At 49.2% G+C, this 24,989-nt stretch carries 18 protein-coding genes; 6 read left to right on the forward strand and 12 right to left on the reverse strand.

What is annotated here, in order from left to right; all coding sequences use genetic code 11:
• Positions 1-87: 87 nt before the first annotated feature.
• Positions 88-1,716, reverse strand: coding sequence for a RagB/SusD family nutrient uptake outer membrane protein (locus KTO58_RS10340; protein ID WP_095841621.1), 1,629 nt, complete (start codon positions 1,714-1,716; stop codon positions 88-90).
• Between the two features lie 12 nt (positions 1,717-1,728).
• Entirely contained in the window at positions 1,729-4,698 is a 2,970-nt protein-coding gene (locus KTO58_RS10345; protein ID WP_095839431.1) for a SusC/RagA family TonB-linked outer membrane protein, read from the reverse strand.
• Between the two features lie 577 nt (positions 4,699-5,275).
• On the opposite strand from KTO58_RS10345, the gene KTO58_RS10350 reads away from it, so the two are divergent.
• Complete coding sequence (locus KTO58_RS10350; protein ID WP_157753045.1) at positions 5,276-5,422, forward strand: hypothetical protein; 147 nt, start codon at positions 5,276-5,278, stop codon at positions 5,420-5,422.
• 4 nt (positions 5,423-5,426) lie between these two features.
• Here KTO58_RS10350 and KTO58_RS10355 read toward each other — a convergent pair whose 3' ends face one another.
• The 3 genes from KTO58_RS10355 to KTO58_RS10365 all read right to left on the reverse strand — a co-directional run bounded on the left by KTO58_RS10355 (position 5,427) and on the right by KTO58_RS10365 (position 9,281).
• Complete coding sequence (locus tag KTO58_RS10355) at positions 5,427-6,926, reverse strand: TPM domain-containing protein (protein WP_095839430.1); 1,500 nt, start codon at positions 6,924-6,926, stop codon at positions 5,427-5,429.
• Between the two features lie 36 nt (positions 6,927-6,962).
• Positions 6,963-8,153 carry a threonine aldolase family protein gene (locus tag KTO58_RS10360; protein ID WP_095839429.1) on the reverse strand — a complete coding sequence of 397 codons (1,191 nt, stop codon included), beginning with the start codon at positions 8,151-8,153 and terminating at the stop codon, positions 6,963-6,965.
• Between the two features lie 231 nt (positions 8,154-8,384).
• Positions 8,385-9,281 (reverse strand): hypothetical protein, encoded by an 897-nt coding sequence (locus KTO58_RS10365; protein WP_095839428.1) that lies wholly within the window; start codon positions 9,279-9,281, stop codon positions 8,385-8,387.
• A 415-nt stretch (positions 9,282-9,696) separates the two neighbouring features.
• Here KTO58_RS10365 and KTO58_RS10370 point away from each other — a divergent pair, with 415 nt between their 5' ends.
• The 5 genes from KTO58_RS10370 to KTO58_RS10390 all read left to right on the forward strand — a co-directional run bounded on the left by KTO58_RS10370 (position 9,697) and on the right by KTO58_RS10390 (position 13,356).
• Positions 9,697-10,158, forward strand: a complete 462-nt coding sequence (locus KTO58_RS10370; protein ID WP_095839427.1) for a hypothetical protein — start codon at positions 9,697-9,699, stop codon at positions 10,156-10,158.
• Positions 10,159-10,201: 43 nt separating this feature from the next.
• Positions 10,202-10,858, forward strand: coding sequence for a hypothetical protein (locus tag KTO58_RS10375; RefSeq protein ID WP_157753044.1), 657 nt, complete (start codon positions 10,202-10,204; stop codon positions 10,856-10,858).
• Positions 10,855-11,691 carry a sensor histidine kinase gene (locus tag KTO58_RS10380; protein WP_095839425.1) on the forward strand — a complete coding sequence of 279 codons (837 nt, stop codon included), beginning with the start codon at positions 10,855-10,857 and terminating at the stop codon, positions 11,689-11,691. Before KTO58_RS10375 ends, KTO58_RS10380 begins: the two co-directional genes overlap by 4 nt.
• 140 nt (positions 11,692-11,831) lie before the next feature.
• A complete protein-coding gene (locus KTO58_RS10385; protein WP_095839424.1) occupies positions 11,832-12,494 on the forward strand; it encodes a response regulator transcription factor in 663 nt (220 codons plus the stop codon).
• Between the two features lie 19 nt (positions 12,495-12,513).
• Entirely contained in the window at positions 12,514-13,356 is an 843-nt protein-coding gene (locus KTO58_RS10390) for a DUF2911 domain-containing protein (protein ID WP_095839423.1), read from the forward strand.
• Positions 13,357-13,444: 88 nt separating this feature from the next.
• On the opposite strand, the gene KTO58_RS10395 is transcribed toward KTO58_RS10390, so the two are convergent.
• The 7 genes from KTO58_RS10395 to KTO58_RS10425 form a co-directional block, all read right to left on the reverse strand.
• Positions 13,445-15,154, reverse strand: a complete 1,710-nt coding sequence (locus KTO58_RS10395) for a sodium:solute symporter family protein (RefSeq protein WP_095839422.1) — start codon at positions 15,152-15,154, stop codon at positions 13,445-13,447.
• 144 nt (positions 15,155-15,298) lie between these two features.
• Complete coding sequence (locus tag KTO58_RS10400) at positions 15,299-15,460, reverse strand: hypothetical protein (RefSeq protein WP_157753043.1); 162 nt, start codon at positions 15,458-15,460, stop codon at positions 15,299-15,301.
• Positions 15,461-15,465: 5 nt separating this feature from the next.
• Positions 15,466-17,943 carry a PIG-L family deacetylase gene (locus tag KTO58_RS10405; RefSeq protein WP_095839421.1) on the reverse strand — a complete coding sequence of 826 codons (2,478 nt, stop codon included), beginning with the start codon at positions 17,941-17,943 and terminating at the stop codon, positions 15,466-15,468.
• Between the two features lie 154 nt (positions 17,944-18,097).
• The gene (locus KTO58_RS10410) at positions 18,098-19,543 is read right to left on the reverse strand and encodes a RagB/SusD family nutrient uptake outer membrane protein (RefSeq protein WP_095839420.1); all 1,446 of its coding nucleotides are present in this window, start codon (positions 19,541-19,543) and stop codon (positions 18,098-18,100) included.
• A gap of 30 nt (positions 19,544-19,573) precedes the next feature.
• Positions 19,574-22,810, reverse strand: a complete 3,237-nt coding sequence (locus KTO58_RS10415) for a TonB-dependent receptor (RefSeq protein WP_198314950.1) — start codon at positions 22,808-22,810, stop codon at positions 19,574-19,576.
• Positions 22,811-23,062: 252 nt separating this feature from the next.
• Entirely contained in the window at positions 23,063-24,157 is a 1,095-nt protein-coding gene (locus tag KTO58_RS10420) for a FecR family protein (RefSeq protein WP_225860182.1), read from the reverse strand.
• 193 nt (positions 24,158-24,350) lie between these two features.
• Entirely contained in the window at positions 24,351-24,914 is a 564-nt protein-coding gene (locus tag KTO58_RS10425) for an RNA polymerase sigma-70 factor (RefSeq protein ID WP_095839417.1), read from the reverse strand.
• Between the last annotated feature and the right edge of the window lie 75 nt (positions 24,915-24,989).

The following is a 24,989-nucleotide window of genomic DNA, read 5'->3' on the forward strand; positions in this document are numbered from 1 at the left end:
GATACTTCGCTATTTAAAACGGCACAAAACAGCAAGGCAGCCATGATGCGGCTGCCTTGCTGTTTTAACACTTGATACTGACTGTTATCAATCGTACCCTTCGTTCTGCTGCAGGTTCTTATTGATGTTACGCTGGTTCCTCGGTATGGGGAACAGCTGACGATAAGGCTGCGTAGGCTGGTGATCCCACCAGATGCCTGTGCTGAACTTACCGGCGCGCATCAGGTCCTGACGACGGAAGCCTTCGAATATGAATTCACGGCCACGCTCTGCCAGCAGTTCATCTATAGTAAGCGTAGTGGTCGTATAGGCTTTCGTTGCCCAATCTTCCGGCGTGAACGCCCGCTGACGTACCGCATTCACCAGGTTCACCGCCTCCTGGGTAGCGATGCCGCCACTCTTACGCATGATCGCTTCTGCCTTGGCAAAGTAGATCCAGCTAAGACGGTATACTGCCCAGTCCGTGCTGTTATAGTTCTTGTCGGTAGTGGGCCCGAGTTTATATTTGTTGAACCTCACGCCACTGTTCTCCTCCCCCTGTGTCATATCAGACACCGTACTGTTCTGTTTGTTCTTGCGGATATTATCCACGAACACCAGCTGCTCGTCTTTGTATTCATTATTACCTGTACAAATCACCGGTTGCGTAGGGTTGTCGTAACGCCACATAGGACCTGCGAGTATCCATTCCTTCTTCCGCTTGTCCGCATTGTCAAAAGTGGTGTATACACCCGGGATGATCACGACGCCGTCATTACCGGTACGGTTACCACCGTAGATCTTGTCCTGGTCGAAGTGATAGAAATCACCAGGCCATTGCGGCTGGAAGTTGGATATCTGGAATTCATAGGCGATCTGGAACAGGATCTCTTTGGATTCGAAGTTAGTAGGTTTGTAGGTATCTATCAGGTTAGCATCGAGCTGGGCAGCGCCATTAAGGCCACCCGCTTGTCCGTTTATCAGCTTGTCGGCTGCTGCGATACAGTCATCCCAACGAGGCGTACCACTCCATTTTTCGGCATTGAGGTACAGCTCTGTCAGCATAGCATAACCACCAGCCTGTGTCATACGGCCCAGCATAGCGCGGGAAAGTAAAGGCGCTTTGTCGATACATTCCTTGATCTCTTTCTCGATGAAATTGAATACATCCTTTCTGGGCGCAGTCGGCGGACTGGCAGGCTCACCGATCTTCGTTACGATAGGAATGTTACCATACAGATCCAGCAGTTTAATATAGTGGAATGCACGCAGCAGGCGCAGCTCTGCGATATAAGCATCCTTCTCCTGCTGGGTAATACCCATCTGGGTGTTACTGCGTTTTTCCAGGTTCTGGATAGGGTCTGTACAAAGCCCTAATCCCCACCACATCAATCTCCATGCACCGGTTACAAAATCATCATCGGGTGTCCAGCTGTGATAGTGCAGGCGTAACCATTTACCACCATCCTGTCCGTGCCTTCCTTTCACAGGCCATGCCAGTTGGTCGGCAGACAGTTCGCTGAGGCGCCACCAGCCATCCTGGCCGGGTGTCGCCCAGGCATTAGCATGAGTATACGGCCTTAATACAGCCGACAATACCTCGTTCTTGTTATTATAGAAGTTATCAGTCACCACCTGGTCATAAGGCGTTTCCTGAAGTTTTTTGGCACAGCTGCTGGCCAGGAACAGCGGTAAACCTATTATTATTGCAGTAGTTATCTTTCTTAATGTTTGCATGGTCATCAGTTTTTAGAATCCAACATTCAGTCCTATCATAAAAGAGCGTGTGCTGATATAAGGGCTGCGGTTGTCAGCAGTATTCAGCGCATCGATACCTGGGTTCAGGCCTGTATCCCTGATGAAATCAGGATCGTTGCCGCTATATCCGGTGATGGTAAACAGGTTACCACCCGTTACATATACCCGCAGGTTGCGGATGATCGGCGTGTTTTTGAAACTGAAATTATATCCCAGGGTGATCTCGTCTATTTTCACGTGGTCGCCTTTCTCCAGGTAGTAATCAGAGTACTGATAAGTATCATTCAGCTTCGCATGTTTGGTAAATGCAGTACGGAGTACGTTGTTAGGTACCGCTACTTTGTTACCATATGCCAGCTCCATCGTGTTCAGTATCTTATAGCCGAATTTGCCTCTCATGAAGATGCGCAGATCCAGGTTTTTATAATGGAAAGTGTTGGTGAGTGAAGCGTAGAACTTGGGAATAGCATTACCCAATACCACGTGATCCTGTTGAGAGTTGATCTTGTCGAATGTTACTTTTGAGCCATCTTTTTTGTAGAACAGCCATTTGCCATCGTCAGTAAATCCGGCAAAACGTTTACCATAGAAGTTACCCAGTCTTTCCCCTTCATTGGTACGGATAGCATTACCTAATGCGCCGGCGCCGCCAATATCACCATAGGTTTTGAAGTCCAGTTTGTAGAGATCGTTGGAGAATTTATCCAGACGGGTGTTGTTGGTGCTCGCCGCGAGATCTACGTTCCAGGTAAAGTTTTTGTTGGTCACAGGGATACCACTCAGTGTCAGTTCCACACCGCGGGCAGAGATAGAACCAACGTTCACATATATAGATTCTCTGATGAACGGAGGTTGCTGAGAGGTAAATGTTTCCAGCAGGTCTTCTGTCGTACGTTTGTATACATCTATCGCACCGCTCAACCGGCCTTTGAACAGGCTAAAGTCCACCCCTATGTTCCATTCTTTTTTCTTTTCCCATCTCAGGTCCGGGTTGGGGTTACGGTTAGGACCATACGTTTGTCTCCAGAAACCATCTGGATAGATGTAGTTACCACCGGTGCCCATGGTTACCAGGGAGGCGTAGTTGGCGATACCGGAGTTACCGGTGATGCCGTAACCTACTCTCAGTTTCAATGCATCTACCACGGGTACCATGTTCATGAAACGTTCTTCTTTAATATTCCAACCCGCGGATACGGCCGGGAAGTTTCCCCATTTGTTGTTGGCACCGAAACGGGAAGAACCTTCTCTACGGAATATGACCTGCGCCATGTATTTATTCTTATAGGCATAGTTCACTCTTCCGAAAAATGCAATCAGCGTGTTATCATTCTTATAAGAGTTCATACCTGCTTTACCCTCGGTCAGTTTGGAGCCGGCATCCAGTTTATTCTCCTGGAATACGTCGTTGAGGAAACCCCAGTTGTTGGCGTTAAAGCCCTGTTCTACGCCATAGCGGTAGCTATAACCAGTGATAGCGGTCAGGTTATGATCTTTAGCGATGGTCGTTACATACTCCAGGGTAGGTTCTACAGCGTAGTTCACTTTCAGCTCTGTATTCTGGGAGGCGTAGCCGGAAGAGTCGTAGTTCTCTTTGGAGGACTCGGATTTCTGCAGGCGGTAGGCGCCATCCAGCCAGCTATCGCGTTGTACGGAAGCGAAGATGGAGGCTTTCAGTCCTTTGATGATTTCCAGTCCCAGTTTGGCGTCACCGGAGGTGGTTTGTTGCTGTCGGCGATTGGTTTCCTGAGACAGGCGAGCCAGTTCGTTGGTACCATTCCGTTCGAACAGCCAGGAGCCATCCGGATTGTAGGGAGAGGTGGTGGGGTTGGCAGTGAGGTAGCCTTCCCATCCGCCGCCGCCCAGCATGTTGGCTTTGTTGAAGTTGGTGGTCAGGTTGAGCTGAAGGCTGAGGCGGTCTTGCAGGCCACGGCTGGTAATGCTGACACGGCCACCATACTGCTGGCGGGCATTTTCTTTGGCAATACCCTGGAGATCCTGGTAGTACAGGCTTACGCGATAGGTGCTTTTGTCGTTACCACCGGAGAAAGCCAGGTTATGGTTCTGTGTGAGGTTAGCGTGGTTGATGAGCAGATCGAGGAAGTCGGTACGGTTGCCACGGTCTGTTGTTTTGATCTCTCCGGAGGCAATTTTAGCTGCAAATTCTTCCCCGGTCAGGAACTTAGGTCTGCGTTGTACGTATTCCTTGCGGATATAGGAAGCATAGTCTACTTTCATAGGACCTGAGCGGCCACGTTTGGTGGTGATGAGGATAACGCCACCATTAGCCTGTGTACCGTAGATAGCAGCTGCAGAGCCATCTTTCAGAACGTCGATGGAAGCGACATCATCCTGCTGCAGCAGGTCCAGGTTACCACCCGGTATCCCATCGATTACGATCAGTGGAGAGATGCTACCGGTGAGGGAGGTAGCGCCCCGCAACTGGATGGCAACACCGGAGTTCGGGTTGGTACCGGAGGTGCGGGTGATGGCGAGGCCCGCTACCTTACCCTGGATGAGGTCCAGTGCGTTACGTGCACCTCCCTGACGGAAGTCTTCTGCTTTTACGGAGGTAACGGCAGAGGTTACTTCGGATTTCTTTTGTGTGCCATAGCCGACTACGACTACGTCTTGCAGGGATTTAACATCTGCTACCAATGCTACGTTGATGGTGCCGGCGCTGGCAACGGCGCGTTCCAATTGCTGATAGCCGACGAAGGAGAATATGATGGTGTTTCCATCTGCCGGGACGGTCAGCCGATAGGAGCCATCGGCGCCTGTTTGTGTACCTGTCTTGCCATTTTTGACCTGTACGGTAACGCCCGGCAGCGGGCTGTTATCCTGTGAGTCGGTCACCTTGCCGGTGATGACTTTCGACTGTGCGTAAATGGATAATGCCAGCAACAGCCAGACACTACTTTGCGCGCACACTTTAAAAAGAAAAAGTGTAGTTTTCTTCATATTAGTTGATTTTGGTTATCCTAAAATGTAGGGAGTAGCAAGGCAGGCCTGGACGCTGCGGTGCTAACGTGGAATATGCACTTCAATGTTCAATAGTATGGATTGCAAAAACGTTTTAGCAACCGCTACTTAAAAAAGATCCTGTGCGTGGGATCCTCTGTTGTGATGGAAAAACGGTGTTTTTTTGTTGATGTTGTGACGATCAGTTCATAGTTCGCAAGTAAGATTAATTGGTTAATGGTTGATAATAATAATTCTGCTGGATAATAAGTTGGTGATGTTGAGCTAGAATACAAGCAACATTTGACGAATTGATTTTGATGAATTTATAACCCTTATTGTGCTATTGGTGCGTTAAAAATAGATAAGTTTTTTTCGTATCAAAACTGCTGCTATAAATTTATCCTGATTAGGTAATTATTCCCTAATCAATAGTCAAAAAAAGATCAGAGCGTTAGGTTTGCAGATGGGAAATGGGTATTTTGGTCCTGCCACTGCTGGCCAGCTGCAGTTTAGTTGCAGGACTATTGGCTAGCTTTAGTTTTTTACCTGTGCCCAACAAGCTCAAACTAACTCTATGAAAAAGCAACGTTCTTCCAGACTTGCCTTGAAAAAGGTATGTATTGCTCATTTAACCAAGACCGCTCAAGTCAGTCAGCCGAAACACCGGGAAACCTTCTTTGAACTTTGCACCTTAGACATTCCGCCTGTTTTGAAGCCGTAACCGGCTACCAATCGCCGCCGGCTCCTCCTCCACCGCTATCACCTCCTCCCCAATCGCTGCTGCCGCTATCGGAGCTCCCTCCTGAAGAGGAATAAGAGGAAGACGAAGATGAGGATGATCCAGAAGAGGCGCTGGCGGCTACCACCATTGGAATAATATACTCTCCCATATCTACTTCATTACCACACTTACGGCATCTACGCATTTTTTTTCCTAATCCCTGGCTGGATATGGTGGCATGTTTGATGGTGACATCAAATGCTTTATCCAGGGTATGGAAGCTGCATGCTTCGCATATACCGTAGAATTTTGATGTTTTGCCTGGCCAGGGGACTATTTGGGTGGCTGTTCCGTCGGCATTACGCCATACGTCGTAGCTGACGGATTTTAATTTCCGTTCCAACCGTTGTCCATCGTTGAGGTATTTTGCTTCGCTGTTTGCCGAAACTCTTTGCAGGGGGTTACCTTGTTCGTCGTAGCGGGGGGCGAATCGGTGTTGCCAGTATTTGCGTTTTTTCTGCCAGCTGATGGCATGGAGCAGGAGGAATGGAGAAGCAGGTATCCATACTTTCCAATCCTTGTGCAGGGCCAGCATGGCTTCGTACTGTTTCCATTCATCGCTGAAGTAGCCCTCCAGGAAGCGGCTATATTTCCGGTAGAAATACCAGACCATGAAGGCGGTAAATATATATGCCCATATGGGCAGCCATTCGAGTTTGAGGACGTAGCGCCACTTTTTGAACAGCATGATGCACAGGAGCAGGACTGCGATGGTTAACAGGGCGCTGCCGGCGGCGCTGATCAGTTTATGTGTTTTGCCCTGGCTGAGGGAGGTTTTACTATTGGTCCTGCCGATGATGAAGCAGGCGATAGCGAAGCAGATGGCTATGACGGCTGTCATTATGTACCATGATACTGGTTGGGGCCGGGTGCCGGCGCCTTTTTCCATGACCTGCCGGAGTTCTTCTTTTGCTTCCGGGGTGGTGAGGATACCGATGATGACGTTTACGGCATCGGTGATGCCCTCTGCATAGTGGTCTTCGCGGAATGCAGGTTTGAGCTGTTGTTCTCCGATCTGTTTGGAAACGGCATCGGACAGCAGGCCTTCTACGCCATATCCGGTGATGAAGCGGTAGCGGTGGCGATCTTTTGCGATGAGCAGCAGCAGGCCATTGTCTGCTTTGCCGGCGCCGATCTTCCAGGTGCGGAACAGGTTCATTGCGAAGGTGAAGTCATCCTGTTGGAGGTCGAAGTCGTTGACGATGACGATGGCCATCTGTACACCTGTTTCTTTTTCGAGGCGGGCGATCTCGCTGTTGATGGAGCTGACGCTGAGTTGATCGAGGATACCATCGGGGTTGCTGATATACCCGGTACCTGTTTTCTTGGGATCTGGTATCTGCTCTACGCTATATGCGACTTGTGCATAGGTGTGGAGGTTCAGGGAACAGATCAGCCAGCCGATGATGAGCCAGGCATGCTGTTGTAATAAAATCTTCTTCATAGACAATCAATACAGTACGGACGATGATGATCCAGGTTATGCTTTTTTTGCCTGCTCCAGGCTGTTGACAAAGGCATCGTACAACTGGGAGGAATCGCGGAGCGATATACTTTCGTTGACGAATAATCGGACTACGTCCTCTCCCATGCGACGGGGGATGACGATATTATGGGAAGTACGCAAAATGTTTGCCCATTTTGCGAGATCGATGCCCGGCTGCAATTTCATATGGAAGATATTGGTGCCTTCGGGCAGGGCGGATATTTTCAGTTCGGCACGTTTGTTCAGCCGGTTGAACAAGGCGGAGGCGATGTCGGCGGCTTTTCTGATGCGGGCTTCGAATTGATCGATGGCATCGAGTGCCAGTGCGGCGTTGTGCCAGTTTTGATAGATGGCGCCCCCATGTATTTTGATGAGGTGGTCCATTTTTTCTGTCAGGGCTTTATCGCCACAGAGTATGGCGCCGCTCATGGCGCCTAGGTATTTATATAATGATATATAGACGGTATCGAAGAGGGCGGCGTATTCTTTGAGGGGGATATTGCCGAATGCGGCGGCGAGGTGGAGGCGGGCGCCATCGAGGTGTAGTTTATATCCTTTCTGGCGGCACCATTCGGAGATGCGTTTGATTTCGTTGAAGGGTACCCGTTTGCCATCGCAGCGGCGTACGGGGCATTCGATGGAGACGGCGCCGATGCCGCTGTGGAACACTTCTTCTTTTTCCTGGTATTCGACTGCCTGCTGGAGGTCTTCGAGGGTAAAGGCCGGTGCTCCTTTGGCGAGGGGCATAAGGCGTTTTCCATGTACGGACTGGGCGGCGTCGGCTTCATCGCGGAAGATGTGGCTGGTTTCCTGGACGAATATTTTGGTATTTTCTCCACTGAGGACTTTGAGTGCGAGTTGGTTGGCCATGGTGCCGGAGGGAAAAAATTTAGCACTTTCTTTTCCCATGATGTCAGCGCATCGTTTTTCCAGTGCTGCTACGACGCCGCTGCGGCCGTAGAAGTCGGCTTCGATGGCTTTTGTTTGTTGTATTTTTTGCAGTTGTGCCAGTTGTTCACCCGGGTTTACGAGGAGGGTATCGCTGACGAAGTTGACCATGGGTAGATCGGGCGGGATATTATCCTGGCTGTTTGCTATTGCCGCGGTCAGTGGTGCGGGGATGATCACGGGCAGTAGTGACAGGCCGGATGACCGTAGGAATTCGCGGCGGCGTATTTTTTCCATAGCGTATTAGATTGAGGCTTCTGTTGTTCTATGGGTATAAATATAGTCCGATAAATTGGAAATCCCGGCGGAAGCCGGGATCTAATCGATATAAAAGAATGGCGAAAAGAAGAGGTTTGTAAAAAAGAAAAACAGCTACCGGAGAAATTTGGCTGAGTGGTAGCTGTTTTTGTGTGTGTGCATCAAGAGGGGTTCTCAAACAACCATACATAGGTGAATAACGGGATAGCCCTAGGGCAGATAGCAGAGGCCATATTGGCCGAAATTTCCTTTCCCGGACTTTGAAATAGGCGTCAGTACGTTAAGCCAGTTAGACAACTGTGAGGTAGCCTTTCGGAATACGGAAGGTTTGATCACGATATTGAGCGTGGTACACGGAGCGATGGCTTTTCTGCCCGGCAGTAGTATACTGCGTTCGCTTTCTTCCCATATCAATTGTTTTTCCCGGTATACTTTGAAGTATACGTCGGGGCCAGCGTTGTTACTTTGTCGGTAGGCAGACTGACGCCCTTTGTCCCCCGTTATAATATTTTTATAATTCAGTTTGAATCTTCCTTGTGCGTTGGTGTAGGTACAACCGAGCATGCTACCATTTCGTGCGTTAAAGGCTTCTATTTTGAGCATGGGCTGACCTGCGCGGTATCCCTGAAATCGGACGGTGCCGGTGATGACCCAGGTATTGAAGGATGCCCTGAGGGCGTTCCATTTATCGGAGGGGATGACGTAGGCGTATGCGGCTACGTATCCTCCGTTGGTATTTTTTTTCCAGTGCGGCGCGATGCTGCTCAGGTGATAGTGTCTGGTTTCGCAGGCAGGTAGTTGTTTACCATGCAGGCAATCGATGCAGACATCTATTTCGAGCGGTTCGGTGAACAGGTGTATTTGTGGCCAGGAGATGCTGAAGTTGCCTTGAGTATCCAGTGTTCCTTCTGCCAGCAATCGTTTTCCTTTTTCAGCCACCTCTTTATCTGTGAGTTGTCTGAGATCGTTATACATGTCTTTTCGGGCGTTTGCCCATGTTTTGCCGGATAGTTCCGGGAGGTATACTCTCACTTGCGCGTTTGCCAGCGGCTCGATGCCATCATCACAGATCAGCGCAGAGATGTTTCCTATTAACAGGTAACTCATAGTTGTAAGTTTTAAAAGGGGGTTAACGAGCTGAACCTATTGTGGCTGTAAATGGTGACAGCCGCACCCTCTGCTTACATACTGAAAACAAACATGGAAAAAAGGCCAAAACTAGGCGACCGGGATACACTTCTGGTTGATAATTACCTCTCTTTCACTAATGCAAAGGTGGGGTAGAAAGCTCATCGGGACAAGCGTTAAGCTGCTGTAAATTTGAAATGCGTATTTATACGCATTTTTTCGAGAAAGTTACTGATCTGTGGATATGGGGATGGGAATAAAAAGCGTGTTGAGCTGTGCCTACAGGGCCTGTGTCAAAATTGCGGAAAATTCATGACACAAAAATGTTATGCGGGTGCGATAGTGCATAAGTAATTATTTATAATAATTTTACCGCACTAAAAACTATACCCACATGAGTACTAACGAAATGAAGAAGAAGAAAATTGAATTTCCTACGGATGTAGGGGAATTCGTGCCCATTGACAAATGTAACAAATGGAGAGATAAGTATGATGAGCAGCATCAACGGCAGCGAAAGCAGGAAAAGTTCGTAAAGGCTTATTTTTTCGGGAAGGACAAGATACAGCATTTGCTGGACTACAAAAATGCGGTAGGTATCCGTATTTATTATGGTATTGATGTTGACGGTGATGGTATTGAGGACAAGAAAATGATCATATTTCCAGTGGATAAGCATGGAAAAGATATACACATCAAGCCTTTCAAAGTGAAGGCAAAACTGGAAGCGGCGGACCTGTCCGAGCCTGCTGAGTCGGCGGATTTTTCCGTAGCCAAGGCGGCCCCACCGATGGAGGATGATCCATTCAATGGCGGTGGCATGGATGGCGGATGGCCCTGTCCAGATCATTGTTAAGTCTAAACCAATCGGATAGGTGACAACATTAAAAGCAGTAAGCGTGAATATATTTTATGCAATGCTGGGGATCGAATGTTTACTTTTGATCCCCTTCAGCATAAAATGGAATCAATTAGATCGGTCAGCCAAGTCTATTTATTATTATCTGATCAGCAGTATCATTTTTGCCGGAGGTTCTATACTGCTCTCCCACTTTCATCATAACAACATGTGGTTGTTTACGATCATGCATTATCTGCAGTTTGCGATCCTTTCTCTTTTTTACATACAGGTAATACGGCAACCGGCAGTTAAGTTGGGTATTAAGATTGCGGTAGGTGTTGTATTATTTGTGGTATTAGCTGATTTTTTTGTGTTGGAGGGGAAAGGCTTTTTTAATTCCATTTCTGCAACCGTCCGGAATACTATCCTTATTACTTATGGCATTGTATTTTTCTGGCAATTATTACGTGATGACGACCTGATAAGGCGTTCCATTTACATTAACTCCTTACCTTCTTTCTGGTTTAATGCCGGACTTTTTATTTATCTGTGTAGTTCATTTCTATTTGGTCTGAGTGCAAATTTTCTGCACGGCACTTCTCCTGCCGAGAAAGAGTTAACCCTGGTGGTACTGGCATTTAATTATGTAGCTGGTATAATTCAGATATTTCTTTTTTATCTTGGGCTTCAAAAGATCAAAAAGGCGAGGACATGATGAACATAGTGGATATACTGGTGGTTGGTACCGCGTTCATGTTCACCTTGGGGGTACTGGTAGTGATACTGGTCATTCTTCAGCAGAAGCAGGTAATACAGCACAAACTGGCTTTACGGGACAAGGATCTGTTACTGCAACGGGAACGGCTGGTGGCTGTTCTCCAGGGGCAGGAGCTGGAGCGTAAGCGTATTGCGGAGGATCTGCATGATGAGGTGGGGGCACAATTGTCGGTGTTAAAGCTGAACATTGGTCAGTTGCAGCATCATCTGAAGAATGGCAATGGGGAGATGGAGCGGTTGAAGGAGACCAAGGACTTTACGGATACGATTATCCAGCAGTTACGTTTTATCAGTCAGAGTCTGCATCCGCAGGCGTTGGAAAACCTGGGGTTATCTCATGCGTTGGATTCTTTCTGCAGCCTGATGAACAAGAACAAGCAGGTGCAGATCTCTTATAAGACCTGTGGTAATACGCACCAGGTGGATAAGGAGAAGGCGTTGAACGTGTATCGTGTGGTGCAGGAGCTTATTAATAATATCCTGAAGCATGCGCAGGCGTCGCATATCCTGATCACTTACCAGAGTACGGCGAGTATGCTGACCATTCATGTGGAGGATGATGGTAATGGTCAGTTGTTGCGGACGTTGGATGAGTCGCGTAAGAAGACGGGCAGTTTGGGTATGAAAAACATTGAGAGCCGGTTAAATATTATAGGCGGGGCTATCCGTTTCAGCGGGAAGGAGCCTCATGGTACAATTGCTGAGATCAAATTGGAAAACTATCAACCTATGCAGGAAGCGCCTGTTTCCAGGTCTTTAACCCCCTTTTAGGGCACCGATAATTCCGGGAATCTGAAAACATTACTTGGCATGAATATGACTAATGCAGTAACTTGCTCATTATTAATGGTTAAACAGCCATCTTTAATGCAAACTGTCATTTTAATAACAAGCAATAAAACGTCCCCCCTATGGCGAACCATATCAAAGTAGCTATTGCGGATGATCATAAAATATTTCGCAGTGGCGTGATCAATACGCTGGTTCCATATGATAACATCAATGTTGTGCTGGAGGCAGAGGATGGTGCTCATTTGCTGGAGCACCTGGATGAGCATTTGCCGGATGTGATCCTGATGGATCTGAAGATGCCTAATATGGATGGGATACAGGCGACTATCCGGGTGAAGGAGAAGTATCCGCAGATGAAGATCATTATACTGACGATGTTTGAGGATGACAATTTTATTGTCCACCTGGTAGAGAACGGGGCGAATGCGTATCTGTTGAAGAATGCGGAGCCGGAGGAGATCTACGAGGCTATCTGCACTACGTATGATAAGGGTTTCTATTTCAATGAGAATGTGAACCTGGCATTGCTGAAGAAGGTATTGCATAAGAGCAAGCAGCAGTTCAAGCCGACGTTCAACAATAACGAGATACAGTTGAATGAGCGGGAGCTGGAGGTATTGCGTCTTATTTGCAATGAGTGTACGACGCAGGAGATCTCTGAGCAGATCTTTCTAAGTCCTCGTACGGTGGAGGGTATACGGCAGAAATTGCTGGAGAAGCTGAATGTAAAAAATACGGTAGGGCTGGTGTTGTACGCTTTCCGGAATGGCATGATAGAATAGCAGAATTAAACACCCTAATATGAAAACGTTACGTTACTTTACCCTTGCGGGCTGTGCGCTGATGTGCTGGGCACAAACATCGGTGGCACAGGGTCTGAAAACGCCCGCGCCCTCTCCTGCTCAGACTATTAAACAGGACTTTGCACTTTCTTCTGTAGAGGTTAGTTATTCCCGTCCGGCGATAAAAGGCCGTACGGTGATGGGCGACCTGGTTCCATATGGCAAGGTATGGAGAACCGGTGCTAATAATGCGACTACGATCACTTTCGGTGAGGATGTGATCTTCGGCGGTACCCCTGTAAAAGCAGGTAAGTATGGTTTGCTGACTATTCCGGGCCAACGCGAGTGGACGGTGATCCTGAGCAAGAGCCTGGATGTGACCTCTCCTTCTGCTTACAAGCAGGAGAACGATGTGGTTCGTGTGAAGGTAGCTCCTGTGGAGATGCCATTTGCGGTAGAGAGCTTTATGATCAACTTTGACGAGATCAGTGCGGATAAGATGACCATGATGCTGTTGTGGGATCGTATATTGGTACCTGTTGAGATCAAAGCGGAGATCGACGGTAAGATCGCTGCTGCTATTGATGCTGCGATGAAAGGTGACAAGAAGCCTTATTTCCAGGCGGCTATGTTCTATATGGAGACTGGCCGTGATAAGAAGCAGGCGCTTGCATGGCTGGATGCTGCTGCCAAGGAGAACCCGAAAGCTTTCTGGGTATTCCATAATAAGGCGAAGCTGCAGGCTGCTATGGGCGACAAAGCCGGTGCGAAAGCTACTGCGCTTCAGTCTATCGAACTGGCTAAAGCTGCCGGTAACGATGACTATGTAGCGTTGAACAACAAACTGATCGCTACTTTGTAGTTGATACCCTTACTATCTCATTAAATGGAAGGGCTGACCGTGATGGTCAGCCCTTCTTCGTTATGAGATCGTATGTCGGTGTGTATGATCAGTAGCATTCTTCTTCCCTATTCATAGCTGGTTTGCAGAATAGTTGGATGATAGCTGCCAGTACGAGTACGAGCAGGCATCCGATGGCGTTGAGCCAGAGGAAGGAGACGATATCTGATTTATAGACGGTGATGACGAGTACTTCAGAGATGATGGCGGCGTAGAAGATGGCCGTCCCACCTATCCATTTCATATAGAAAGCGACGAGGAATATGCCGAGTATGACGCCATAGAAGAGGGAGCCCAGGATATTGACGGCTTCGATGAGGCTTCCCAGCTGGCTGGCGAACTGGGCGACGGCGACGCAGAAGACGCCCCATACCAATGTCCACCATTTGGAGACGGACAGGTAATGTTCTTCGGTATTGCCGGTGCTGATCATCCGTTTATAGATATCGATCACGGTGGTGGATGCCAGTGAGTTGAGTGCGGCGGCGATGCTGCCCCATGCGGCCAGGAAGATGATGGCGATGAGCAATCCTACCAGTCCTTTGGGGAGGTTATTGACCACGAAGTGAAGGAATATATAATTGGTATCGTTGGTATCGGCGGCAGGGTCGGCTTTTTTAATGAGCTCGACGGCTTTCATGCGGACCTTGTCGGAAGCCATTTCTGTTGCTTTGAGTTGGCTTTTGGCGTTGGCGATGGCTGTTTCATCTTTTTGTTTGAGGGAAGCGGCCAATGTTTTCACCTGTTGTTGTTTGCGGGATGCCAGGGCGGCATGTTCCTGTTCGAGTGCTTTGAGGGCCGGGCCTTCTGCGGTGGTGTATACTTTGTTTAGTTGGGCCTGGTTGAAGAAAACGGGGCCTTTGAAGTAGAGATAGAATACGAATACGAGGGCACCGAGGAGTAGTATCAGGAATTGCATGGGTACTTTTACCAGGCCATTCATGAGGAGTCCGAGGCGGCTTTCGGTGACGGAGCGGGCGGTGAGGTAGCGGCCTACTTGGGACTGGTCGGTGCCGAAGTAGGATAATGCGAGGAAGAACCCACCGATGAGGCCACTCCATATATTATAGCGGTCTTTCCATTGGAAGTCGGTGACGATGACGTTGAGTTTGTCCATTTTGCCGGCGGTCATGAGGGCATCTTTGAAGCCGATGTCTGCGGGGAGGAGGTGGATGACCATCCATCCGGCGAGGAACATACCGACGAAGATGATCCCTAGCTGGAGGGTTTGGGTGTAGCTGACGGCTTTGGTTCCTCCTGCCATGGTATAGACGATGAGTAGTCCGCCCATGACGATATTGGTCCAATATATATTCCAGCCCAGCAGGGAGGACAGTATGATGGACGGGGCGTAAATGCTGATACCGGTGGATAATCCGCGCTGTATGAGGAACAGTGCGGAGGTGAGTGTGCGTGTTTTGAGGTCGAATCGCATCTCCAGGTATTCGTAGGCGGTATACACTTTCAATTTATGGAAGATGGGTACGAAGGTGATGCAGAGGATGACCATTGCGAGTGGCAATCCGAAGTAGTATTGTACGAATCGCATGCCATCGGTGAATGCCTGGCCTGGTGCGGACAGGAAGGTGATGGCACTTGCCTGTGTGCCTATGATGGATAATAGTACGATATACCAAGGCATGGATTGGCTACCCAGGAAGTAGTCGCTGATGTCCCGCTGGCCTCTGCTTTTCCAGATACCATAACATATGATGCCGGTTAGTGTGCCTATCAGCACGATCCAATCTGCTATACTCATGAAAAAGCTTTAGTGAAGAAATAGAAAAACAGTATTAATGCGACGAGGGTAAGGATGACCAGTGCATACCACATCCACCAGGCCGGGAATAATGGCGGGCGTTCTTTCATGATGTTGTATTAAGTGGTTTAGATTACAGGTTCATTATTTTCTTCCGGAGAGGAGTCCACCACCCAGCAGACCGAGTCCGAGGCCGATGAGCAGGCCTATGTGTACCCGTTTGATAGCGATCCCTATCACAATGCCTAGTATTATACACAGTCCGGCGGCGATGGAGCGGCGGGAGCTATCCGGCTTTTTTGCCATAATATTTATTTTTTATCGGAGAGCAAATTTATGAATAAGCGATAAGCTCCCGGTACGCCGGCTGGTAATTGGCGGAAGAAAGACAGGCCGGTGTATACGTATCTGCCTTTTCCGTAGCGGGCGATGATGGTGCTGCCGTCGCGGAGCGGTTCGTCTTTGTCTTGCATGGAGAAGAGTTTACCATACCGGTTATCTATATTTTCCGGGAAGTACAGTCCTCTTTCCTGTACCCAGCCATCGAAGTCCTGTTGGGACAATTTGTTGGGATACTGCATGATGTCTTTGGCGGCATCGAGTATTTGCACGGATGCGTTTTCGTCGGTGACCCTGTCCCTGGAGAGTGCGAATGGGTATGGGCCCAGTTCGGTGGTTACCAGCGGGCTATTGGTGTTGTATTGTACCAGGAGTGTTCCTCCATTCTTCACATATTCGAGCAGTCTGGGTTGCCAATATTTGAGGCGAGGGTTTGTATTATACGCTCTTACGCCGGTGATGATAGCATCGTACTGTTGGAGTGATCCATCCATGATCTCTTTTTCGCCCAGGAGGGAGACTTGATACCCTACCTGTTGGAGGGCGGCGGCCACTTTATCTCCTGCTCCTGCAATATATCCCAATTTGTTGCCATTGTGTTGCAGGCTGACGGTAACCAGCTTGCCCTGGGCGGTGGGGAATAATGTGATGGAGGGGATGTGGTCGTAGTTGATCTGGAGGATACTTTGCGTGTATTCTTTGCCGTTGACATTTATTACTACGGTGAAGGAGTCGGTTTTATTGGCACCATTGATCTTTGCGGGCGCGACGTGGAAGCGTATTTCTTTTTCGTCGCCTTTGCCGGAGAGTTCGAAAGGCTGGGTTTGTTCCTGTGCGGAGAATCCATGCGGGAGGCGTAAGGTAACGGCTCCTTTGGCGCCGGTGGTCATGGCCTTCAATTTAATTGGTACCACCTGGGCTTTTGTGTCGGTGAATATCCATACTGGCGTGGCCAATGTGGCGACTACGGGGGGAGCGATGACGAGGGATTCGTACAGTTCTCCTTTAACCGGGTCGGTGTATTTGTATTGGAAGGGTCTGTGGATGTTGAATGGTTGGCCGGCGATGGTGAGGTCGATGGACGCTTCCAGCGGCGGTATGTTTTCAGGATATCCTACCAACATTGGGTCGGGGATGCCGTATTCGCCAGCGGTATGGTCCTGGCGGAGCCAGTACGGTTGGGTAAATACGGTGGTATTGGGTACGTTGAGTTGTTGCGGGAAGGTGATTAGTTGTCCTGGCTGTAGGGAGGTGTTATTCAATGCGGTGTCTTTGCCGGGGATGTGCAGGCTGGACAGTTGTACATTGATATTACTGTTGACGATGAGTTGTACGGATGCTGGGGCGTTCTGTCCGGGAGTGAGGGTAGGTTGCTGGCTATAGGCTTCTACCCAGAGGCCGGTGCAGGCGATGACCAGTTGTTCTGTTTCTTTCAGTTTGATATCGCGCCAATAGCTCTGTGGTAGTTGTTGCAAGGCTTTACGGAGTTCGAGCAAGGCAGGAACGGCGGAGGCGGGGTTATCCATATTATATGCGGCGGTGGCATTGTCTACCAGGGCGGGGATGTTTCCGGCATTGGGTATTCTATCCCAGGAGGTGGAGACGCCATCGAGGAGGTTATTTTTCGGAGCGGGGCCTTTAATGGGGGTAAAATATTCGAGGGCTGTGCCACGGGCGGCTGGTACGCCGAAGCCCTGGCTTTTGTGTTGGGAGCGGCTTTCTGCCGCTATTTCTCCATAACCTTTACCCAGGAGGTGATTGAATACGCCTACGTTGATCTTGAATTGATCGTCGGCGGTGGTGTTGATGGAGCCGAAGGAGTAGGTGTTCCAGAGGAGGCGTTTGGCCTGCCAGGGTTTTAGGTATTGCAGTTGTTCGGGGTATTGTTTTGGGTCGGCGGCGGCGTCGAATGCTTCGGCGGCGAGGATGGCGGAGGCGGTATGGTGGCCGTGGCCTGCTCTGCTATCGGCCGGGAAGCGGCATATGATGATATCGGGTTGGAATTTGCGGATGACCCATACGACGTCGCCGAGTATTTTCTTTCTATCCCAGATGGTGAATGTTTCTGCCGGGTTTTTAGAGAATCCGAAGTCGCGGGCGCGGGTAAAGAATTGTTCGGCGCCATCTATACGACGGGCGGCGAGCAGTTCTTGTGTGCGGATGAGGCCGAGGAGTTCTCCTTGTTCGTCGCCGACGAGGTTTTGGCCGCCGTCGCCGCGGGTGAGGGAAAGGTACCCGGTACGGTAGCACTTTTCCTGGGCGAGGTATCCCAGCAACCTGGTGTTTTCATCATCCGGGTGGGCGGCGACGTACAGTACGCTACCCAAGGTGTCCAGTTTACGCAGTTTCAGTTTAATCTCAGCAGCATTCAGCGAGGGCGAAGGTTGTGCCCAAGCTGGGATAGCGGCTGTCAATCCTATTAACAGTGCGATACAATTTCTCAAAAGCATATACAGGTACGTGGTTTACAGATCGTCAAAAATAATAATTAATTGTGCGCTGCGATAAAAATGTGATAGCCGGGGGGAGTTGTGGATAAAAAAACAACGCTCCGATACTGTTGGTACCGGAGCGTATTTATTCGAGACAGATGAGGAGGTTGGTCTAGTAACCTTTGTTCTGCTGTCCTCTGATGTTTGGATTGGCATCGAGTTCCCGTTGAGGTATGGGAGCGATGACTTTATCATTAGGATAGGTGATAGCGAGGGTTGAGTTGCCGCTAAAGAACTTGGTGAAGTTCTGTTTGGTGCGGTTGAGGTCGAAGAGGCGGAATCCTTCGAAGGCCAGTTCTTTGCGGCGTTCGTTCCAGATCGCTTTGAGGAGATCGTTGCCGGTGAGGGTGATATTGGGAGCGGTGGGATCTGCTCTTTTCACGATCAGGTTGAGATCTTTCTGTGCGTCTGCGTCGCGGCCCAGGCGGGCGAGTGCTTCGGCTCTGTTAAGGTATATTTCTGCGAGGCGGATGAGTTTCAGGTTTTCGCTGAAGTTGTTGATGTCTTGGTATTTATTGATGATATAACCCGGGTTCTCTCCTCCGCTTCCGGTGCGTCTGCCTCTGGTGATGAATTGGCGGCGGGCGTCGGTGGCGGTGTAGGCGTTATAGAGGTCGGCGGTGGCGATGGCATCGCCGTAGCCACCCTGGGCGTACATATATACGAGGGAGTTAGTGCCTCTGTTGTCGGTTGGTGTATTTACTACTTCGAGGATAGTTTCGGTGTTTGCATTTGTTTTGAAACCGGTAATTACCTGTGAGTTGTCGAGGAGTGTGTATCCACCCTTTGTGATCACTTCGGTGGCGGTGGCTTCTGCTGCGGTCCAATCTTCTTTATATAACATTACGCGGCTGAGTAGGGCGCGGGCGGCATGTATGTTAAAGCGGCCTTTGGTGCCTACGTTTGCCGGGAGTAGTTCCAATGCTTTATTGAGATCGGCTATGATGAGGTCATAGTTTTGTTTGACGGTGCTACGTGCCGGGAATTGTGGTTGATCGGGATCGATGGTAGTTACGATCGGTACGCCCATGTGGCCGGCATTCTGAGTAGCGTTGTAAGGCTGTGCGTATAGGCGGCAGAGGTCGAAGTAAGCGAATGCTCTGAGGGAGTATGCTTCTCCGAGCAGTTGTCTGGCTTCGGCGGTATCGCGCGGTGTTTCGGTCAATTTGATGCCCGGGCCTTTTTGGATGAGGAGGCAGCTATTGGCGACTACGCGATAGAGCAGGTTCCAGGTATCTGAAGTAGTAGTTTCAGTTGCAATTACAACATACTGATCCTGACTGCGGTAGCGACCACTATTTAATACACTGATGAAAGCATTATCCGACATTAATTCTGGGATAATGGAGTAGGTTCGTCCGTAATAGCTTTCGCTTTGGAGGAAGTTGTAGTCTCCTGATACGGCGGCTCTCATGGTGGGGAGGTCGACGATTGCGTCGGGTATTTCGGTGGCCTGTTCCGGCTTTACGCTCAGGAAGTCTTTGCTGCAAGCGGTGATTAGTGCCGGAGCTGCCAAGGCGAGTAACAGGTATTTATATTTAGAGGAGAAGCGATTCATAGTTCTGTTTTTTTGGTCAAGCTATAAAGGTTAGAAGTTGATGTCGATACCAGCGAGGAGAGTTTTGAACACGGGAGGTCTCTGGTCGAAAACACCTGTTACCGGTACTTCCGGGTCCATGGTCAGGTGTTTGTCTTTTACGTAGGTGAAGAGGTTATTGGCTCTTACGTACAGTTTGACATCTTTGATCTTAGCGCTTTGCAGCCAGCTTTTTGGCAGTTGGTATGCGAAGGTGACGTCTCTGAGGCGGATGTAGCTACCATCGTAGATGAAGCGGGAAGAGTTCTGGTTGGACAATCCTGTTTGTCTGCCGAGGTAGAATACTCTAGGTACGTCGGTGATATCGCCAGGTTTCTGCCAACGGTTGTTGTAGAGGTATCGGGACATTTTGCCGGTGGCGTTGAAGCCGCTGCTACCATCTGATTCGGTAAAGGAGGCCCAGCTATCGAATACTTTGTTTCCCCAGTTGAAGAAGACCTGGAAGCTGAGGGAGAATCCTTTGTATCCGAAGGAGTTGGTGAGGCCGCCGAAGAATTTGGGTAATGCGCTACCCTGAGTGAAGCGTTGTGCTTCGCCATAATTTTTGGTGGTACCTGATTTGGAGCCATCTTTATACCAGAGGGCTTCTCCTGTTTGCGGATCTACGCCAGCGAATCCCTGCATGAAATATTGATAGAAGTCGTTGCCTACGGTACGCAGGAAGGTACCGGTCATATCGTTATCCAGTTGGGTGATGCGATTTTTTTGTGTGGAGATGTTGAAGTCGGTGTTCCAGTTGAAGCCCCCATCATTGTCGGAGATGATGTTGCGGGATGACAAGGTGATTTCCCATCCGCTGTTTTTCATGCTACCGGCGTTGCGGGCGACGGTGGTAACCCCGTTAACGGAGGATACGGGTACATCGAGGAGGAGGCTGGACGTTACGCGTTCATAGTACTCTATGGTACCGGTGATACGATTTTTCCAGAGGCCGAAGTCGAGGCCTACGTTGAATGGTTTGTTTTGTTCCCAGGTGAGGTATCTGTTAGGGAATTGCGAGAGGGCGTATCCTGGTCTGCCATCGTAGTCGGAGCCGCTGTTGTAAAGGCCTCTGGAGGCGAAGTTGCCGATATCCTGGTTACCATTGGTACCGTAGCTGGTGCGCAGTTTCAGTTCGCTGAAGGTTTGTTGTGATTGCATGAAAGGTTCCATGTGGACGTTCCAGGCGAGGCCTAGGGACCAGAAGGTACCGAAGCGTCTGTCGGCGCCGAACCGGGAGGAGCCATCACGGCGTACGGAGCCGCTCAGGTAGTATTTTTCGCGGAAGTTGTAGCTGGCATTTACGAATGCCCCTGTCAATGCGTTTTCCGTTTGGGTAGTTTCTGTGCCTTCGGGTTTGGACGCGTTGGCCAAGGTTGTTTTACCCGGGAGGAAGTTAGAGGCGACGGTTGTGCTGGTGTTGTTGCGGGTGCGTTGTGCTTCGTAACCCAGGAAAGCGCTAACGCCATGGTCGACGCCGAATTTCCTATTAAAGCGGAGGATGTTGGTGCTTACCCAGTTGTTCCACAAGCTGGTACCGAAGGAGCCTCTACCGTTGACGGTGCGGCCATCGCCGAATTCGGGGGGATAGAAGTAGCTATTTTGTACATAGTTGAGGTCGAGACTCAGTTTGGTTTCGAAGCTCAGCCAGTCCATAATTTTATATTTAGCGCCTACGCTACCGAGGAGGCCGTAGATGGCGGCTTCGCGGGTAGTTGCTTCGTTAACTGCTACCGGGTTGAAGGTAGAGTTGTAGCTAAAGTCGTAGGAGCCATCCGGGTTATAAATGCGCAACCATGGTTGGAGGCGGTAGAGGGAACGTACCGGGTTGGCGAAGCCACCGGCGTCACCCACGGCATTTCCTTTTTGGTAATTGAGGCCCAGGTTGAGGTCGAAAGACAGGCGATCGTTGGCGGTGTTGGTGACATTTACTTTAGCGGTAGCGCGATTGTATCCTACGCCTTTGAGGGCGGCTTTAGAGTTATAGATACCACCGGAGGCGTAGAAGCGTGTTTTGTCGTTGCCACCGGAAGCGGAGAGGTTTACCTGCGAGAAGTTGCCAGAGCGGGTGAGTGCGTCGATCCAGTCGGTGTTGACGGTGGTATCGATCCCTGCGTTTTTAAGGACTACGTTATTGAAGGAATCTACTTTGCCCGGGTAGCGGTTGGTGAATCCTTCGCGGAGTAGTTCTACCATTTCGCTGGTGTTAAGGGGGCGATCTTTTTTAGGGATGGTGAGGAGGTTGACACCCTGTTGAGCGGATATGCTGAAGGATGTTTTGCCTGATTTCCCTTTTTTGGTGGTGATGAGTATTACTCCGTTGGCGGCGCGGGAGCCGTAGAGGGAGGCTGCGGAGGCATCTTTGAGGACGGTTACGGACTCGATGTCGGCGCCGTTGATACCTGCGAGGTTATTTACGTTATAGTCGGTGATGGAGCTGCTGACTACGGGTACGCCATCTATTACATATAGTGGTGTGCTACCGGCGGTGATGGATCCGACGCCTCTGATGCGGATGTTGGGAACGGAGCCTGGCTGGCCGGAGCCATTTACGGATTGTACGCCCGCGATGTTACCCTGGAGGCCTTCCTGGAAGCTGGCTCTGGGGGCTTTATCGAAGGCCTGGGGTTTCAATGTGGAGGCGGAACCGGTGAAGGACGCCTTTGTTTGTGTATTATAGGCTACTACCACGACTTCGCTGAGACCTTTGGCATCATCTTTCAAGGTAATGTTGAGGACTTTACGGTTCTCGACGGGTACACGTTGCTGGATAAAGCCGATGTGGGTGAATTCGAGTACGGCAGTAGAAGGTGCTTTTATTTCGTATTCGCCATTGGCATCGGTGGAGCTACCGCGGTTAATGTTGACGATGCGGATGGATACGCCGGGCAGTGGTTGCCCCAGTTCGTTGGTCACTTTACCTTTTACGGTGATCTCTGCTATGTTGGCATTTTCGGGAGCGATGGCCACGAGATTGCTGGAGAGCAGGCGGTATGTAAGGTCTGTTTTAGACAATACGGCGGCCATTACCTGGTCGAGGCTGGCGTTGGTTGCATGCAGGCTTACTTTGCGATTGGTGGGGATCATGTCGTTGCGGTAAACGAAGCGGAAGTCACTTTGTTTTTCGATCTCTTTGAGCAATTTGGTTAACTGCACATCGTTGAGATTGACAGTGATCAGGCGTTGTCCGTTGGCGTTACCCCATACCTGCATGCAGGATAACAGGACAATGAAGAAAGATAGTTTCATCAGCAAAAATGCTTTTCCGATTGTGTAAGGGGACAATGGAAGGACATTAAGTCTGTTTTTTTGCATACTTTTAGATTGTGATAGGTCAATAAATTCCAGGCAGGCATACATGACGAATGCGCCTACTGCCTGAGATGATCGTTACAAGGGGAAATGTTGCAGCATTTCCTCTTTTTGTTCCTTCTTAATTGTTGGCGATATTTTAAAATCCGGAATGTTTATTATTCATAAGCCACTTATTCAATCGTTCTATTATTGGTTGATAAATATTTCCTGTTCTTCTACCCTATAGTGGAAGGGTGTTGTGAATTGTAATGCGTTCAATATTTCCGTTATTGTTTCTTTTTCGAATTTGCCGGTGAACCGGTATTGCAACAGTTGTTTGTTTTCGAAGTGTATTTTGACTCCGAACCATCTTTCCAGTTTGGCAGCGATCTCGTTGAAGCCATCATTTTCGAATACGAGGTAGTTATCGCGCCAGGCGGTTTCGGCGACGAGGCTATCTACCGGGTTGACGGTGAGCGGTTCGACCTGGTATACTGGTATTGGTTTCTTTTGTCCCACTTCGGCTACTGTTGTTGCGGTCGTGTTAATATATTCTTTATTTGGTATAACGAGTTTTTGGCTTGGCATTAGTACAATGCGTTGTTGTTGTTCGCCTTTGATCAAAATTTCTACTGCGCCACTTACCAGGGATGTTTCGATGGTTTTATCTTCCGGGTAAGCTTTGATATTGAAGGAAGTGCCCAGTACTCTCACTTCGATGTTATTGGTATGTATGATAAAAGGTTGTGAAGGTTCTTTAGCTACATCAAAGAATGCTTCTCCTATTAAGGTGACTTCTCTATTTTTTTCTCCTTTCCAGGATTGTTTGTACGAGATGTGGCTTCCCCCGTTGAGCCATACGATGGTGCCATCTGGCAGGACGGCTTTAGTTTTTGATCCATTCAAGGTGGACAGTTGTCTTTCCTGCGCGATGGCGGGCGGTGTACTGTCGTGTTGACGAAACAGGTACGAGCTGCCGGCGGCGAGTAATGCGACTGCTGCTCCTATGATGAGCAGTGGTATTTTCCGGCGAGCCGGTGTTATTGCTGGCGGTATGGTGGTACCTGATTCTTTAAAGTCGTGGGGAAATAGTGTTTCCATCCGGTGCATGTGACGTGACAGCGCCTGGGTGGTATGGACGTCTATTTCCTTTTTTTTATGCTCTACGGGTTCTATGAGGGAGATCCTGTATCGCAATGCGGCATCCTGCTTTAGCAATTCTTCCAATTCCCGCAACTCATCCAGTGTGGCTTCTCCACCTATTTTCCGGCCTATTAGCCACCAGATTCTTTCTTGTTCCATGGAATTTACAGCTGCTTGTTATAGTTAGGACAATGTTTTTTGGATCTTCTACTACTATGTTTTAATTTTTTTTTTGCGGGTGATTTAGGGGGGATGGTTATAGGAATGCTATAGGTTAATTATACGAATGATACAGGAGAGGTGGACGTGATGCCAAGAGTGGCCATGGGAGTGCATTTGCCGGTAGGCACATTTACAACTTATTAATAGTCAACGTCATGCATTTCACAATATGTTTGGTTGCATGTGCCATATGGACATCGATAGTATTGACAGAGATATCGAGTATCTGGGCGACTTCTTTGTAGCGGAGGCCATCTTCGCGGATTAGTTTATAGATTAATTTGCGTTTTGGGGAGAGGCTGTTGACGGCGATTTGGAGTTTGCGCATCATTTCGCGGGAGATGAGGAGTTCTTCCGGGGAGATATCGGAGAGAGATACTTCGACGGTGAGGTCATCGAGGCTGAAATGTTTGGTTTTTTGTTCGCGGGCGAGATAGTTGAGGGCGGTGTTTTTGGTGGAGACGTAGAGGTATACTTTGATGTTAGCAATGTTGAGGAGGCGTTCGCGGTTTTTCCAGACGTTCACAAAAACGTCGGAGGCCACTTCTTCGGCAGACTCTTTGTTTCTAAGGATGGAATCTGCGAATTGGCTGAGTGGTTTGTAGAAGGTACGGAACAGCTCCTTATAGGCATTTTGGTCTGCCAAGGTAGCGATCCTTTCTATTAGTAATTGTGTATAGGCTGTGTCCCCCACTCTGCAGGTTTAGGTTCATAAACTGTTCGAGATAAAAATACTAGGTAAAAGTAAAATTTCCAAGCATCGTATTGC

It is taken from the genome of Chitinophaga pendula (assembly GCF_020386615.1).
In the GTDB taxonomy this organism is placed as follows: Bacteria; Bacteroidota; Bacteroidia; order Chitinophagales; family Chitinophagaceae; genus Chitinophaga; species Chitinophaga pendula.